The organism is Streptomyces sp. HUAS TT7, from assembly GCF_051550175.1.
Taxonomy (GTDB): domain Bacteria; phylum Actinomycetota; class Actinomycetes; order Streptomycetales; family Streptomycetaceae; genus Streptomyces.
Genome location: NZ_CP196175.1, coordinates 1177575 through 1194059, shown reverse-complemented (window position 1 = coordinate 1194059; position 16485 = coordinate 1177575). Strand labels below are relative to the sequence as shown.

General features: G+C 73.6%; 2 protein-coding genes (1 of these 2 cut by a window edge). Both read left to right on the top strand.

All coding sequences use genetic code 11. The features are described from left to right. Positions 1 to 10069 carry the final stretch of a type I polyketide synthase gene (locus tag ACSHXC_RS05270; RefSeq protein WP_438290421.1) on the top strand. 18485 nt of this gene lie to the left of the window's left edge, so 10069 of the gene's 28554 nt are visible here — the last part of the coding sequence; its start codon lies off the left edge, out of view; its stop codon occupies positions 10067 to 10069. Then, positions 10066 to 16485 carry an SDR family NAD(P)-dependent oxidoreductase gene (locus ACSHXC_RS05265; protein WP_438290420.1) on the top strand — a complete coding sequence of 2140 codons (6420 nt, stop codon included), beginning with the start codon at positions 10066 to 10068 and terminating at the stop codon, positions 16483 to 16485. The genes ACSHXC_RS05270 and ACSHXC_RS05265 overlap by 4 nt, the downstream gene beginning before the upstream one ends.

Below are 16485 nucleotides of genomic sequence, written 5' to 3'. Positions count from 1 at the left end.
GCTCAACCTGCACGAGGCCACCCGAGACCAGGAACTGAGCGCGTTCGTGCTCTTCTCCTCCGTCGCCGGCACCCTCGGCGCACCCGGCCAGGGCAACTACGCGGCCGCCAACGCCTTCCTCGACGCCTTCGCCGAACAGCGTCGCGCCCACGGTCTGCCCGCCACCTCGGTGGCCTGGGGCCCCTGGGCCGAGACCGGTATGGCGGCCGACGGCACCGGCGTCCAGGCTCGGATCCGCCGCGGCGGCTTCGTCCCCATGGCACCCCACCTCGCCCTCACCGCCCTGCGGCGGGCGATCGAGCACGGCGACCCGACGCCGACCCTCGCCGACATCGACTGGCCGCGCTACGCGGAGGTGTTCACCGCGACGCGCCCCAGCCCCCTCGTCGGCGACCTGCCCGCACTGCGCCAAACCACACCGTCCGCGGGGACACCGCACGCCGCCGTACGGGAACCGGCCCTGCGCCAGCGGCTCGCCGGACTCTCCCCGGCCGCCCGCCCGAGCTTCGTCCTGGACCTGGTACGCACCCAGGTGGCCGCGGTCCTCGGACACACCGGCACCTCGGACATCGGCGCCGAACGCGCCTTCAGCGACCTCGGCTTCGACTCGCTGACCACCGTCGAACTGCGCAACACCCTCACGGCCGGCACCGGCCTGAAACTGCCCGCGACCCTCGTCTACGACTACCCGACCCCGACCGCACTCGCCGACTTTCTGCTCGCCGAACTCCTGGGCACCCTGCCCGAGTCGGACGCAGGCATCCCGGCCCCGGCCGGCCGGGCGGCGGACGACGATCCCATCGTCGTCGTCGGCATGAACTGCCGCTTCCCCGGCGGCGTACGGTCCCCCGAGGACCTCTGGCGGCTGCTGAGCCGCGGTGAGGACGCGGTCAGCGGCTTCCCCGCGGACCGCGGCTGGGACCTCGATGCGCTCGCCCAGGGCGCCTCGGCCACCCTCGAAGGCGGATTCCTGGACGGCGTCGGCCTCTTCGACGCCGGCTTCTTCGGCATCTCGCCCCGCGAGGCGCTGGCCATGGACCCGCAGCAGCGACTGCTGCTGGAGACCTCGTGGGAGGCGTTCGAGCGCGCCGGCATCGACGCGAGCACCCTGCGCGGCAGCCGCACCGGCGTGTTCGTCGGCACCAACGGCCAGGACTACGCCACGCTCCTGCGCCAGGGCACCGGCACCGCCGACCTCCGCGGCCACGTCGCCACCGGCAACACCGCCAGCGTCATGTCCGGCCGCCTCTCCTACGCGTTCGGCCTGGAGGGCCCGGCCGTCACCGTCGACACCGCCTGCTCCTCCGCGCTGGTCGCCCTGCACCTGGCTGCCAACGCGCTGCGCAACGGCGAGTGCACCCTCGCCCTGGCCGGCGGCGTCTCGGTCATGTCCAGCCCCGGCTCCTTCACCGAGTTCACGGTCCAGGGCGGACTGGCCCCCGACGGGCGGTGCAAGCCCTTCGCCGACGCCGCCGACGGCACCAGTTGGTCCGAGGGCGTGGGCGTCCTCGTCCTGGAACGGCTCTCCGACGCCCGCCGCAACGGCCACGACGTATGGGGCATCGTGCGCGGCACCGCCGTCAACCAGGACGGCGCCTCCAACGGGCTGACCGCGCCCAGCGGACGGGCCCAGCAGCGCGCCATCCGCCAGGCCCTCGCCGACGCCCGCCTCACCCCCGCCGACGTCGACGTCGTCGAGGCCCACGGCACCGGCACCACCCTCGGTGACCCCATCGAGGCAGGCGCCCTCATCGCCACCTACGGGCAGGACAGGCGACACCCGCTCCTGCTCGGCGCCGTCAAGTCGAACCTGGGCCACACCCAGGCCGCCGCCGGCGTCGCCGGCACCATCAAGGTGCTCCTGGCGATGCGCCACGGCGTCCTGCCCAAGACCCTGCACATCGACTCCCCGTCCTCGCACGTCGACTGGACCGACGGCACGGTCGCGCTCGTCACCGAGCAGCAGGAGTGGCCCGAGACCGGGCACGCCCGGCGGGCCGGCGTCTCCGCCTTCGGCGTCAGCGGCACCAACGCCCACGTCATCATCGAGCAGGCACCGGACACCGAGGAACGGGTGGCACCGGAGCCCGCCACGCTGCCGGGCCTCGTGCCCTGGCCGGTGTCGGGCAAGTCCGCGGCCGCGCTGACGGCACAGATCGAGCAGGTCTCGGCACTGACCGGCACGTCACCGCTCGACGTGGGCCACTCCCTCGCCACCGGCCGTTCGACGTTCGCCCACCGCGCGGTTCTCGCGGCCGACGCAGCGGGCGTACGGGAACTCGCACGCGGTGTCGCCGAGGAGGCCGGCGGGAAACTGGCCGTGCTGTTCTCCGGCCAGGGTGCCCAGCGGGCGGGCATGGGCCGGGAGTTGTACGACAGGTTCCCGGTGTTCACGGCGGCCCTGGACGAGGTGCTGGCGCACTTCGAGGCCGGGGACGCGGTGGAGCGTCCGCTGCGGGAGGTGATGTTCGGCGGCGCGGAGGGCTTGGACGAGACCGGGTACACCCAGCCGGCGCTGTTCGCGATCGAGGTGGCACTGTTCCGACTGGCCGAGTCCCTCGGCGTCCGGCCGGATTTCGTGGCCGGGCACTCGATCGGTGAGATCGCGGCGGCGCACGTGGCCGGGGTGTTCTCGCTCGCGGACGCCTGTGCGCTGGTGGCGGCCCGGGCGCGGCTGATGCAGGCGTTGCCTGCGGGCGGTGCGATGGTGGCCGTCCAGGCCGCTGAGAGCGCGGTCCGGCCGCGACTGGTCGACGGGGTGTCGATCGCGGCGGTCAACGGCCCCGAGGCAGTCGTCCTCGCCGGTGACGAAGGCGAAGTCCTCCGGATCGCCGGGGAGTTGGCGGGCGAGGGCCGCAAGACGCAGCGTCTTACGGTGAGCCACGCCTTCCACTCGCCGCTGATGGAGCCGATGCTGGAGGAGTTCCGGCGGGTGGCCGAGGGGCTGTCGTACGACGCTCCGCAGATCCCCCTCGTGTCCAACGTGACCGGGGATCTCGCCGCCGAGGAACTGGTGTGCTCGCCCGACTACTGGGTGCGGCACGTACGGGAGACCGTGCGGTTCGCGGACGGTGTGCGGACGCTTGAGGAGGAAGGCGCCTCGGTCTTCCTGGAGTTGGGTCCGGACGGGGTGCTGACGGCGATGGCCCAGCACACCCTGGCCGGTGCCGCGACCGCCGTTCCGGCGCTGCGCAAGGACCGGTCCGAGGAAACCGCGCTGGTCACCGCGCTCGCCCACCTGTACGTCGTGGGCGTCGGGGTGGACTGGTCGGGGATCTTCGCCGGTACCGGCGCCCGCCGCGTGGACCTGCCCACCTACCCCTTCCAGCAGGAGTGGTACTGGCCGGAGGCCGGGGCCGCCGGGCACCTTCAGGACGGCCCGCAGGACTCCGTGGACGCCGAGTTCTGGGACGCCGTGGAGCGCGCGGACCTCTCGTCGCTCTCGGACGGCCTCGAACTGGACGACGCCGCACTGTCGGCCCTCGTACCCGCGCTGTCCGCTTGGCGCCGCAAGCGCGTCGAACGCTCGACCGTCGACGGCTGGCGCTACCGCGTGACCTTCACCCCGCTGACCGGCACCCCGCCCGCCACCCTCACCGGCCGGTGGCTGGCGCTCGTCCCGACGGGCGGCGCCGCCGACGCGTGGACCGCCGCCGTCCTCGCGGCCCTCGGCGAGTCGGCCGTCATCGTCGAAGCCGACCCGACCGACCGTGCCGCACTCGGCGGTCCGCTGGCCGAACTCGCCGCACACGACGTCGAGTTCGCGGGCGCGGTCTCGCTGCTCGCGGCCCCGTACACCGACGCCGCCCCCGCCGGACCGGCCTGGCCGAACGAGGCAATAGCGGCACTGGCGGACGCCGGAATCGACGCCCCGCTGTGGTGCGTCACCCGCAACGCGGTGTCGGTGGGCCGCTCCGAGACCGAGGTCAGCCCCGCCCAGGCGACGGTCTGGGGACTCGGCCGGGTCGCCGCCCTGGAGCACCCGGACCGCTGGGGCGGCCTGGTCGACGTGCCGCAGGTGCTCGACCGGCGCTCCACCGAAAGGTTCCGTGCCGTCCTCGCGGGCATCGGCGACGAGGACCAGGTGGCGCTGCGGACCTCCGGCCTCTTCGGGCGACGACTGGTGCGCGCCACCAACGACGGCCCGGCGACCCCGTGGCAGCCGACCGGCACGGTCCTGATCGTCGGCCCGGCGGCCGGCACCGGCGGACACTGCGCCCGCTGGCTCGCCGAACACGGCGCCCGGCACCTGGTGCTGGCCGACCCCACCGCACCGGACCCGGCACGGACCCACGCCGCGCTCGACGGCCTCGACGTACCCGTGACGGTGCTCGACTGCGCCCCGACCGACGGCGAGGCGCTGCTGACCGCGCTCGCCGCACTGCCGGCACAGGCACCGCTGACCGCCGTCGTCTACGCCGAAACGCCGTCCGGCACCGAGGAGCCCGACGCCGCCCTGGCCGCGCTGCGCGCCGACGTGGCGAACCTGGCGGAGGTGACCGAGGCGGCGACCGGCGACCGTCCCCTGGACGCGTTCGTCCTCTTCTCCTCGATCGCCGGGACCTGGGGTGCCGGCGGCCGGGCCACCGACGCCGCGGCCGGAGCCCAACTCGACGCCCTGGCCCGCACGTTGCGCACCCGCGGACTGCCTGCCGTGACGGTCGCCTGGGGCGGCTGGGCCGACACCGAGTCCGACAGCCTGGCCACCCACCTGAGGGTCAACGGGCTGCCCCCGATGGACCCTGCCCGGGCCCTGAGCGCGCTCGCCCGCTCGCTCGGCACCGACACCCCCTCGGTGACGGTGGCCGACGTCCAGTGGGACCGGTTCGTGCCCGCCTTCACCCGCAACCGGCGCAGCGCCCTCTTCGCGGAGCTGCCCGAGGCCCACGAGGCACTGGCGGAGCCGGGCGGTACCGAGCCGGGCACCGCGGGCACCGCGACCGGCCTGCGGGCCGAACTCGCCGCCCGCACGGACACGGAACGCATCGAGGTCCTGCTGGCCCTCGTCCGCGCCCGGGTCGCCGCGGTGCTCGGGTTCGCGGACGCCGACGCCGTACCCTCAGGCCAGGCGTTCCGGGACCTCGGCTTCGACTCGCTGACCGGGGTCGACCTGCGCAACCAGCTCGCCACCGCGACGGGCCTGACCCTGCCCGCAACCCTCGTCTTCGACTACCCCACGGCCGAAGCGCTCGCCGGCCACCTGCGGGCCGAACTCCTCGGCGAGGAAGCGGAAGAACTCCGCGGTGCGGTGCCGGCGCAGCACTCCCACACCTCCGAGGACCCGGTCGTCATCGTCGGCATGAGCTGCCGCTACCCGGGCGGGGTCCGCTCGCCCGAAGACCTGTGGCAGCTGGTCACGGGCGAAGTCGACGCCATCGGGGGCTTCCCCACGGACCGCGGCTGGGATCTGGACCGACTGCTGCACGGCGACCGGGACGGCCGCGGCCGGACCGTCACCGGCGAAGGCGGATTCCTCTACGACGTCGCGGACTTCGACCCCGGATTCTTCGGGATCTCCCCGCGCGAGGCGATGGTGATGGACCCGCAGCAGCGCATCCTCCTGGAAGCCACCTGGGAGGCACTGGAACGCTCCGGCATCGACCCCGCCCAGCTGCGCGGCGGCGACACAGGTGTGTTCGTCGGCGGCGGATCGGGCGACTACCGGCCCGAAGCCGGCCAGCTGGGCCACGCGCAGACCGCGCAGTCGGCGAGCCTGCTCTCCGGCCGGGTGTCCTACACCTTCGGCCTGGAAGGCCCCTCCGTCAGTGTCGACACGGCCTGCTCGTCGTCCCTGGTGGCACTCCACCTGGCCGCCCAGGCCCTGCGGGCGGGCGAATGCTCCCTCGCGCTCACCGGCGGTGTGACGGTGATGTCCAGCCCGGTGAACTTCGTCGAGTTCGGGGAGATGGGAGCCCTCGCCCCGGACGGCCGCTGCCGGCCGTTCGCCTCCGCCGCGGGCGGCACCGGCTGGTCCGAGGGCGTGGGCGTCCTCGTCCTGGAACGCCTCTCGGACGCCCACCGCAACGGGCACCAGGTCCTCGCGGTGCTGCGCGGCTCGGCCGTCAACCAGGACGGCGCCAGCAACGGCCTCACCGCGCCCAACGGTCCCTCGCAGCGCCGCGTCGTCCAGCGGGCGCTGGCCAACGCGGGGCTGGCACCGGCCGACGTGGACGCCGTGGAGGCGCACGGCACCGGCACCACCCTGGGCGACCCCATCGAGGCGCAGGCGCTACTGGCCACGTACGGCCAGGGACGTGACCCCCAACTGCCGCTGCTGCTGGGGTCGGTGAAGTCCAACATCGGCCACACCCAGGCGGCCGCCGGCGTCGCCGGCGTGATCAAGATGGTGCTGGCGATGCGCCACGGCGTGCTGCCCAGGTCCCTGCACATCGACGAGCCGTCGGCACACGTCGACTGGACCACCGGAGCCGTCGAACTCCTGGCGGAAGCGGCCGACTGGCCGCGTACGGGACGCCCGCGCCGGGCCGGAATCTCGGCGTTCGGCGCCAGCGGCACCAACTCCCACGTGATCATCGAACAGCCCGCGGAGACCACGACGGACGAGCCCGCGCGCCCCCAGGGGACAGTCGGTCCGCTGCCGGTCCCCGTGACGGGCACCGTGCCGGATGCACTGCGGGCCCAGGCCCGACAACTGCACGCCTACGTGGCCGCTCGGCCCGATCTCACCGTCGCCGCGTTCGCACTGTCCACGGCCACCACCCGATCGGCCTTCACCCACCGGGCCGCCGTCCTCGCCGAAGACCGCGAGGCACTGCTCGCGGGCCTGGCCGCGCTCGCCGACGGACTCGACACCCCCCAGGTCCTGCACGGCCGGGCGGCGGAGCGCCGGGGCAAGCTCGCGGTGCTGTTCTCCGGCCAGGGCTCGCAGCGCGTGGGCATGGGCCGGGAACTCCACGCCCGCTACCCGGTGTTCGCCGAGGCCCTCGACGCGGTGACGGCACGCCTGGACACGGAACTGGAACTCCCCCTGCGGGACGTCATGTTCGGGGACGCGGAGCGGCTGAACGAGACGCGCTTCACCCAGCCCGCACTGTTCGCCATCGAGGTGGCACTGTTCCGCCTGGTCGAATCCTGGGGCATCCGCCCGGACTTCGCCGCCGGACACTCCGTCGGCGAGATAGCCGCCGCGCACGTGGCCGGGGTCCTCTCCCTGGACGACGCGTGCCGACTGGTGGCCGCACGGGCCCGGCTGATGAACGCCCTGCCCACGGGCGGCGCCATGGTCGCCGTACAGGCCACCGAGGAGGAGATCCGGCCGCACCTGACCGACCGGGTGTCCCTCGCCGCGGCCAACGGACCGCGATCGGTGGTCCTCTCCGGTGACGAGGCCGCCGTGTCCGACATCGCGGAGAAGTTCACCGCCGACGGGCGAAAGACTACGCGTTTGCGGGTGAGCCATGCGTTTCACTCCGTGCACATGGATGCCATGCTCCAGGACTTCCGACGCGTCGCCGAAAGCGTTGCCTACCACGCCCCGGCGATCCCGATCGTGTCCAACGTCACCGGCCGGGCGGCCACCGAACAGCAGGTGTGCGACCCGGACTACTGGGTGCGCCACGTCCGCGAAACGGTCCGCTTCGGCGACGGGATCCGCACCCTGGCCGAGCGCGGCGTGACCGCCTTCCTGGAACTCGGCCCCGACGGCTCACTCGGCGCCATGGCCCAGGACACCCTGGACACCCTGGTCGCCCTGCCCGCGCGGCCGGTCACCGTACCGGCGCTGCGCAAGGACCGCGGTGAACAGGAGTCCCTGGTCGGCGCCCTCGCCCGGCTGTACGTCGACGGAGCCGCCCCCGACTGGGACGCCCTGTTCGACGGGACCGCGACCGCATCCCACCGCACCGACCTGCCCACCTATCCCTTCCAACACGAGCGGTACTGGCCGGCCACCCAGCCGGCCGCCGACCCCGCAGCGCCGGGCGCCGCGGACGACGGCTTCTGGTCGGCGGTCCACGCGGCCGACTTCGCCTCGCTGGAGACGACCCTCAACGTCGACGGCGACGCACTGGCCAAGGTGCTGCCCGCGCTCGCGGACTGGCGCCGCCGGCGGGGCGAGGAGCACACCATCGACGGCTGGCGGCAGCAGATCACCTGGCAGCCGCTGACCCCGCAACCCGTCCGCACCCCGGCCGGCACCTGGCTCGCCGTGCTCCCGGCCGGCCACTTCGACGACCCCTGGGCCGCCGACGCCGTCACCGCCCTGGGCCCGGACACCGTACGCCTGGAAGTGCCCGGCCCCGACCGTGCGGCGCTGGCCGCACGACTGCGTCAACTGGCCGCCAAGGGACACGAGTTCACCGGAGTGGTGTCGCTGCTCACCCTCGCCGCCGCACCCGGGCACGGTGCGGAGGCCCCCGAGGCACTGGCCCTGACCACCGCCCTCATCCAGGCACTCGGTGACGCGGACCTCGCCGCACCCCTGTGGTGCGTCACCCGCGGCGCGGTCGCCACCACCCCCGCCGAGCCGGTACCCGGGCTCGCCCAGTCCGCCGTATGGGGCCTGGGCCGGGTCGCCGCCCTGGAGTACCCGCAGCGCTGGGGCGGTCTGATCGATCTGCCCGACACCCTCGACGTGCGGTCCGCGGCCCGCCTCGCCGAAACTCTCGCGGCTCCCGGCGGCGAGGACCAGATCGCGATCCGGCCCTCCGCCGCCCTCGGCCGCCGACTGGTACCCGTACCGGCCGGCCCCGGCACGCGGGAGTGGAACCCCACCGGCACCGTCCTGATCACCGGCGGCACCGGAGCCCTGGGCACCCACGTGGCGCGCCGGCTCGCCGAGGCGGGCGCCCGGCACCTGGTGCTCATCAGCCGCCGGGGCGCCGACGCCCCCGGCGCGGACGAACTGCGGGCCGAACTCACCGCACTGGGCGCCGAGGTCACCCTCACCGCCTGCGACGCCACCGACCGCGACGCGCTCGCCGAGGTCCTCGCCGCGATCCCCGACGAGGCGCCGCTGACCGGCGTGATCCACACGGCGGGCGTCCTGGACGACGGTGTCCTCGACAGCCTCACCCCGGACCGCTACGAGGCCGTGTTCCGCGCCAAGGCCGCCTCGGCCCTGGCCCTGCACGACCTCACCCGGGACCTGGACCTGGCCGTGTTCGCCCTGTTCTCCTCGTCCTCCGGAGCGGTCGGCAACGCCGGCCAGGCCAACTACGCCGCCGCCAACGCCTACCTGGACGCCCTCGCCGAACAGCGCCGCGCCCAGGGCCTGGCCGCCACCTCGCTCGCCTGGGGCGTGTGGGGCGGCGACGGAATGGCCGCCGACCACCGGGCGGCCGAAGCGGCCCGGCGCACCGGCATCCGCCCGCTGGACCCGGACCTCGCCGTCGTGGCGCTGCGCCGGGCCGTCATGGACGGGCGGCCCACCGAGGTCGTCGCCGACATCGACCGCGACCGGTTCGTCCGCTCCTTCACCGCGGTACGGCCCAGCCCGCTCCTCGGCCGGCCGACCGGCACCGAGCACCGGACGGCGGGGGACACCGAGGAGGCCGCCACCGGCGACGCACTGCGCGAGAGGCTGGCGGACCTGCCGCCCGCCAAGCGTGCCCGGGCCGTACTGGACCTGGTCCGCGGCCGAGCCGCGGCCGTACTGGGACACTCCACCGTCGACGTCGTCGGCGCCGACCGGGCGTTCCGCGACCTCGGATTCGACTCCCTCAGCGCCGTCGAACTGCGCAACCAGCTCGGCGCCGCCACCGGACTGACCCTGACCGCCACGCTCGTCTTCGACCACCCCAACTCCGCCGACTTGGCGGACCACCTCCTGAGCCTGCTCGTCCCCGACGAGGGACCGGGGGACGGGGCGGACGACGGCGACCCGGCCCCCTCCGGAATCCGGGCCCTGCTCGCCTCCGTCTCCATGAACCAACTACGCGAGATCGGCGTACTCGAACCCCTGATGAAGCTCGCCGCCGAACAGGCCGCGGCATCCGACGGCGCGGCCGCCGGAAAGGCACCGGACGCCTACGACGAGTCGATCGACGCGATGGACGTCGCCGGCTTGGTACAGGCGGCACTCGACGGCAACTCCTCCCAAGAGCGTTGAAAGAGCGGACCATGACCACATCCAGTGAAACTGTCGTCGCAGCCCTCCGCGCCTCGTTGAAGGAAGCCGAGCACCTGCGCCGACAGAACCACAAGCTCGTTGCCGCGGCCACGGAACCGATCGCGATCGTGGCGATGGCCTGCCGGTACCCGGGCGGCGTGCAGTCGCCCGAGGACCTCTGGGAGCTCTTGGCCGAGGGCAAGGACGCGATCGGCGCGTTCCCCACGGACCGCGGCTGGGACCTGGACTCCCTGCGGGACGCCGGGGTCGACGAGCGTGGCAACGCCGTCAGCCAGGAAGGGGGCTTCCTCGACGGCGTGGGGGACTTCGACGCCGACTTCTTCGGCATCTCCCCGCGTGAGGCCCTCACCATGGACCCGCAGCAGCGGCTGCTGCTGGAGACCTCCTGGGAGGCCATCGAGCGCGCCGGCATCGACCCGACCGCTCTGCGTGGCAGCCGCACCGGCGTGTTCGTGGGTACCAACGGCCAGGACTACGCCTACCTGCTGGTGCGCTCGCTGGCCGACGCCACCGGCGATATCGGCACCGGCATCGCCGCCAGCGCCACGTCCGGCCGGCTCTCGTACACGCTGGGCCTGGAAGGCCCGGCGGTGACCGTCGACACGGCGTGCTCCTCCTCGCTCGTGGCCCTGCACACGGCGACCCACGCCCTGCGGGCCGGCGAGTGCTCGCTGGCCCTGGTCGGCGGGGTCAACGTCATGTCGTCCCCCGGTTCCCTGATGGAGTTCAGCAGGCAGGGCGGACTGGCGGCGAACGGCCGCTGCAAGGCGTTCGCCGATGCGGCCGACGGCACCGGCTGGTCCGAAGGCGCCGGCATCCTCGTCGTCGAGCGCCTCAGCGACGCCCGCCGCAACGGGCACCCGGTGCTCGCGGTCGTCCGGGGCTCGGCCGTCAACCAGGACGGCGCCTCCAACGGCTTCACCGCGCCCAGTGGGCCGTCGCAGCAGCGGGTCATCCGGCAGGCGCTGGCCGGGGCCGGGTTGTCGGCCTCGGACGTGGACGCCGTCGAGGCGCACGGCACGGGCACGCCCCTGGGCGACCCAATCGAGGCGCAGGCCCTGCTGGCCGTCTACGGCAAGGACCGCGACCCCGAGCGGCCGCTGCTCCTCGGCTCGGTGAAGTCCAACCTCGGCCACACGCAGGCAGCGGCCGGTGTGGCGGGGATCATCAAGATGGTCCTGGCGATGCGGCACGGTGTGCTGCCCCAGACGCTGCACGTGGACGCCCCGTCGTCGCATGTGGACTGGGAATCCGGTGCGGTGGAACTGCTGACGGAGTCCCGGGAGTGGCCCAAGGCCGACCGGCCGTGGCGGGCCGGGGTGTCGTCGTTCGGAATCAGCGGCACCAACGCCCACGTCATCATCGAGCAGGCGGAACCGGCCGAAGAGCCGGAGACCGAACCGGGGTTGGCGCCCGCCGTCGTCCCGTGGCTGGTGTCGGGCAGGACCGAGGAGGCGCTGGCGGCAGGGATCGAGCGGATCTCGTCGCGCAGCGGTGCGGCAACACCGGTCGATGTGGGGTTCTCGCTTGCCTCGGGCCGCTCGGCCTTCGAGCACCGTGCGGTACTGCTGTCCGAGGACGGCGAGCTGTCCGAGGCGGCCCGAGGCCGCGCGGAGGAGGCGCGCCCGCTGGCGGTGTTGTTCTCGGGCCAGGGTACGCAGCGGGTCGGGACGGGCCGGGAGCTGTACGGCCGGTTCCCGGTGTTCGCGGAGGCGTTGGATGCGGTGCTGGCGCACTTCGATGGTGAGCTGCGGGAGGTGATGTTCGAGGACGGGGAGCGGTTGGATGAGACCGGGTTTGCGCAGCCGGCGTTGTTCGCGGTTGAGGTGGCGTTGTTCCGGTTGGTGGAGTCGTTGGGTGTGCGGCCGGATTTCGTGGCCGGGCATTCGATCGGTGAGATCGCGGCGGCTCATGTGGCCGGGGTGTTGAAGCTGGCGGATGCGTGTGTGCTGGTGGCGGCGCGGGCGCGGTTGATGCAGGCGTTGCCGGCCGGTGGCGCGATGGTGGCCGTCCAGGCCGCCGAGGATGAGGTGGTGGCGCGGCTGACCGACAGGGTGTCGATCGCGGCGGTCAACGGTCCCCAGGCGGTCGTCCTTTCCGGTCGCGAGGCCGAAGTGGCGCGTATCGCCGATGAGTTGGCTGCCGAGGGGCGCAAGACGCAGCGGCTGCCGGTGAGCCACGCCTTCCACTCGGCGTTGATGGAGCCGATGCTGGAGGACTTCCGCCGGGTGGCGGAGGGGTTGTCGTACGAGGCCCCGCAGATTCCGCTCGTCTCCAACGTGACCGGCGGGCTGGCCGCCGAAGAGCTGGTGTGCTCGCCCGGCTACTGGGTGCGGCATGTGCGGGAGACTGTGCGGTTCGCCGATGGCATGGGCGCCCTGGAGGCCGAAGGGGCTTCGGCTTTCCTGGAGTTGGGGCCGGACGGGGTGCTGACGGCGATGGCCCAGCACACCCTGGACGACGCCGCGACCGCCGTTCCGGCCCTGCGCAAGGACCGGCCGGAGGAGACCGCGCTGGTCACCGCTCTCGCGCACCTGCACGTCGTGGGCGTCGGGGTGGACTGGTCCGGCATCTTCGCCGGCACCAGCGCCCGCCGCGTCGAGCTGCCCACCTACCCCTTCCAGCACCAGCGGTACTGGCCCCGGCCCACCGCGCTCTCCGGGGACGTCACCGGTGCCGGGCTCCTCCCGGCCGAGCACCCGCTGCTGGGTGTGACCCTCACTCTTGCCGACTCCGGCGAGGTGGTGCTGACAGGCAGGCTGTCGCTGCAGACGCATCCGTGGCTGATCGACCACGTCATGGGCGGCAGTGTCCTCTTCCCCGGGACCGGCTTCCTGGAACTGGCGATGCGCGCCGCCGACCAGGTCGGCTGCGACCGGGTCGAGGACCTCGTCCTGATGACGCCGCTGGTGCTCCAGGAGGACCGTGCCGCACAGGTCCAGGTGCTGGTCGGAGCCGCCGACGAGACGGGTGCCCGCGCCGTCTCGGTGTATGCGAGCCCGGACGGCGACCCCGGTCAGCCGTGGACTCAGCACGCGGGTGGCACGCTGACCAGCGGGGAGCGGACCGCCGACTTCGGCTCCCCGGTCTGGCCGCCGCAGGACGCCGTGAATGTCGACCTGGAGGGCTTCTACGACGGGACCGGCTACGGACCCGCGTTCCAGGGGCTCCGCGCGGTCTGGCAGGGCGAGAACGAGGTCTTCGTCGAGGTCGCGCTGCCGGACCGGGTCGCCGGGGAGGCCGGGGCCTTCGGGATCCACCCGGCGCTGCTGGACGCGGTGCTGCAGTCCCACCGGATGGCCGGGGTCGGCGGCGCCGACGACCAGTTTCTGCCGTTCGCCTGGAAGGGCGTTTCGCTGCACGCTGGGGGCGCGTCGGTCCTGCGGGTGCGGGTGGTGAAGACCGGCGACGACTCGGTGTCCCTCGCGGCCGTCGACGTCGAAGGCGCACCCGTGCTGTCCGCCGAGGCGATGGTGATGCGGGCGTACCGGGACCCCGGCACGGGCCGGTCGACGACTCGGCGCGGTGCGGGGCACGACGGGCTGCTGTCGCTGGACTGGGTGGCGGCTCCCGAGACGCGGTCGGCCGACAAACGGTCGGTCGACGTGCGGTGTGTGTCCCTGGGCGCGGATGAGCTGGGTGTGGGCGCGTGGGTCGCCTCCCTGGCGGATCTCGCGGGGGACGAGGATCTTGTGGTGATCCCCGTGTCTGGTGCGGGCGACGACGTGCCCGCCGGTGCTCACGAGCTCTCCGCACGGGTTCTCGGTGTGCTTCAGGACTGGGCGGACCGGGAGGAAACCGCCACCTCGCGTCTGGTGTTCGTCACCCGTGGCGCCGTCTCGGCGGATGCGGGGGAGTCCGTACGGGACATGGCCGCTGCCGCGGTGTGGGGGCTGGTGCGGTCGGCGCAGTCGGAGCACCCCGGGCGGATCGCGCTGGTGGACCTGGAGGACGGGGCGGAGGGTGAGGATCTCGCCGCGGTGCTCGCGGACGTGCCGGGCCAACTGGCCCTCGGAGAAGGACAGTTCGTGGTACGCGACGGTGCGCTACGGGTGGGCCGATTGACCCGACTCGGCAGCGGAGCCGGGCTGTTGCCCCCTACCGGAGTGCCGTGGCGGCTGGACAGCGCGGCCAAGGGCAGCCTGGACGGTCTGGTGCTCGCGCCTTGCCCGGAGATCCTGGAGCCCCTTACGGAGGGCCAGGTCCGCATCCAGGTCCAGGCCGCCGGCGTGAACTTCCGCGACGTGCTGAATGCCTTGGGGATGTATCCGGGGGAGGCCGGGCTGCTGGGCGCGGAGGCCGCCGGTGTGGTCACCGAGACGGGGCCGGGCGTGAGCGGACTGCGTCCGGGTGACCGGGTGCTGGGCATGGTCTTCGGCGGCTACGGGCCGGTGGGGGTGACCGATCAGCGGCTGCTGGCCCGTATCCCTGAGGACTGGTCGTCGGCTCAAGCGGCGTCGGTGCCACTGGTGTTCCTGACCGCCCTGTATGCCCTGAAGGACCTCGGGGATCTGCGGCCGGGCCAGTCGATTCTGGTGCACGCGGGTGCCGGCGGTGTCGGTATGGCGGCGATCCAGCTGGCCCAGCACCTCGGCGCCGAGGTATTCGCCACGGCAAGCGAGGGCAAGTGGGACACCCTGCGGGAGTTGGGTGTCGCGGACGACCACATCGCCTCGTCCCGTACCACCGACTTCGAGGCGCGCTTCCGGGCGGTCACCGAGGGCCGGGGCGTGGATGTGGTGCTCAACGCCCTGGCAGGTGAGTTCGTCGACGCCTCGCTGCGGTTGACCGCCCCCGGTGGCCGTTTCCTGGAGATGGGCAAGACCGACATCCGCGGCCCTGAGTCCGCCGCCGCAGTGCACTACCGTGCCTTCGACCTCGCCGAAGCAGGCCCCGACCGGGTCCAGGAGATGCTCGGCGAACTGCTGGATCTCTTCGCCCAGCGCACGCTGCGCCCCCTGCCGACCGCGACGTGGGACGTACGGCGGGCGCCGGAAGCGTTCCGTTACATGAGCCGTGCGCAGCACATCGGGAAGATCGTGCTGACCCTGCCGCGCCCGTGGGACCCGGACGGCACCGTACTGATCACCGGGGGTACCGGGGGACTGGCCCGTGAGCTGGCCCGGCATCTGGTGACCGAGCGCGGCATGCGGCACCTGCTGCTGGTCAGCCGCAGTGGCCCGGACGCCCCGGGTGCCGCCGAACTGCGGGATGAACTGGCCGTCCACGGCGCCGAGGTGACCGTGCGGGCCGGTGATGCGGCCGACCGGGAGGCGGTCGCCGCGCTCGTGGCCTCCGTACCGGCCGAGCACCCGCTGACCGCCGTGATCCACACGGCCGGTGTTCTCGACGACGGTGTGGTGTCCTCGCTGACGTCCGAGCGGCTGTCGGCCGTACTGCGTCCGAAGGCGGACGCGGCCTGGCATCTGCACGAAGCCACCAAGGACCTCGACCTCGCCGCGTTCACGCTGTATTCGTCGATCTCGGGCGTACTGGGCACTCCGGGTCAGGGCAACTACGCCGCGGGCAACGCCTTCCTCGACGCGCTGGCCCGCCACCGTACGGCGCAGGGCCTGCCCGCCCAGTCCCTCGCCTGGGGCGCCTGGGCCCCGAGCGGCGGGATGACCGCCGCCCTGTCGGACGCGGACCTGAAGCGGATCGCCGCCTACGGGGCCACGCCCTTGACCACCGAGCAGGGGCTGGCGTTGTTCGACGCCGCGACCGCGACCGACACGGCGCACCTCGTCCCGATCGGGCCGGTCGCCACGGGCACTTCGGGCCGCGGCTCGGTGCCTCCGGTGCTGCGGGGCCTGGTCAGGGGCGCCCGCCGGACGGCCGCCGGCGCCACGGGCGGCACGGAAGCCGCGGCGACGTTCGGCCATCGGCTGCGGGAGGCACGGCCGGAGGAGCGTATACGCCTGGCGACCGACCTTGTACGGACGGAGGCTGCCGCCGTGCTCGGGCACGCCTCGGTCAACGCGATCGGCGCCCGGCGGGAGTTCAACGACCTGGGCTTCGACTCACTGACCGCGGTCGAACTGCGCAACCGGCTCTCCACCGCCACCGGCCTGCGGCTGACCGCCACCCTCGTCTTCGACTACCCCACCCCCACCGCACTCGCCGAACACCTCGTCGCGGAGCTCGTGGACGAGTCCGCCACGGGTCCGGACCTCCTCGCCGAGCTGGAACGGCTCGGCTCCGCGCTCGCCGTCAGCGAGCCCGACGCCTGTACCAGGGCCGCCGTCGCCGGCCGCCTGGCACAGATCTTGGACGACTGGCGCGGGACCCCGGCGGAGGAGGACGGCGAGGAGGTCTCCGAGCGGATCGAATCCGCCAGCACCGACGAGATCTTCGCCTTTATCGACAACGAGCTCGGCCGGCACAGCGATCGCTGA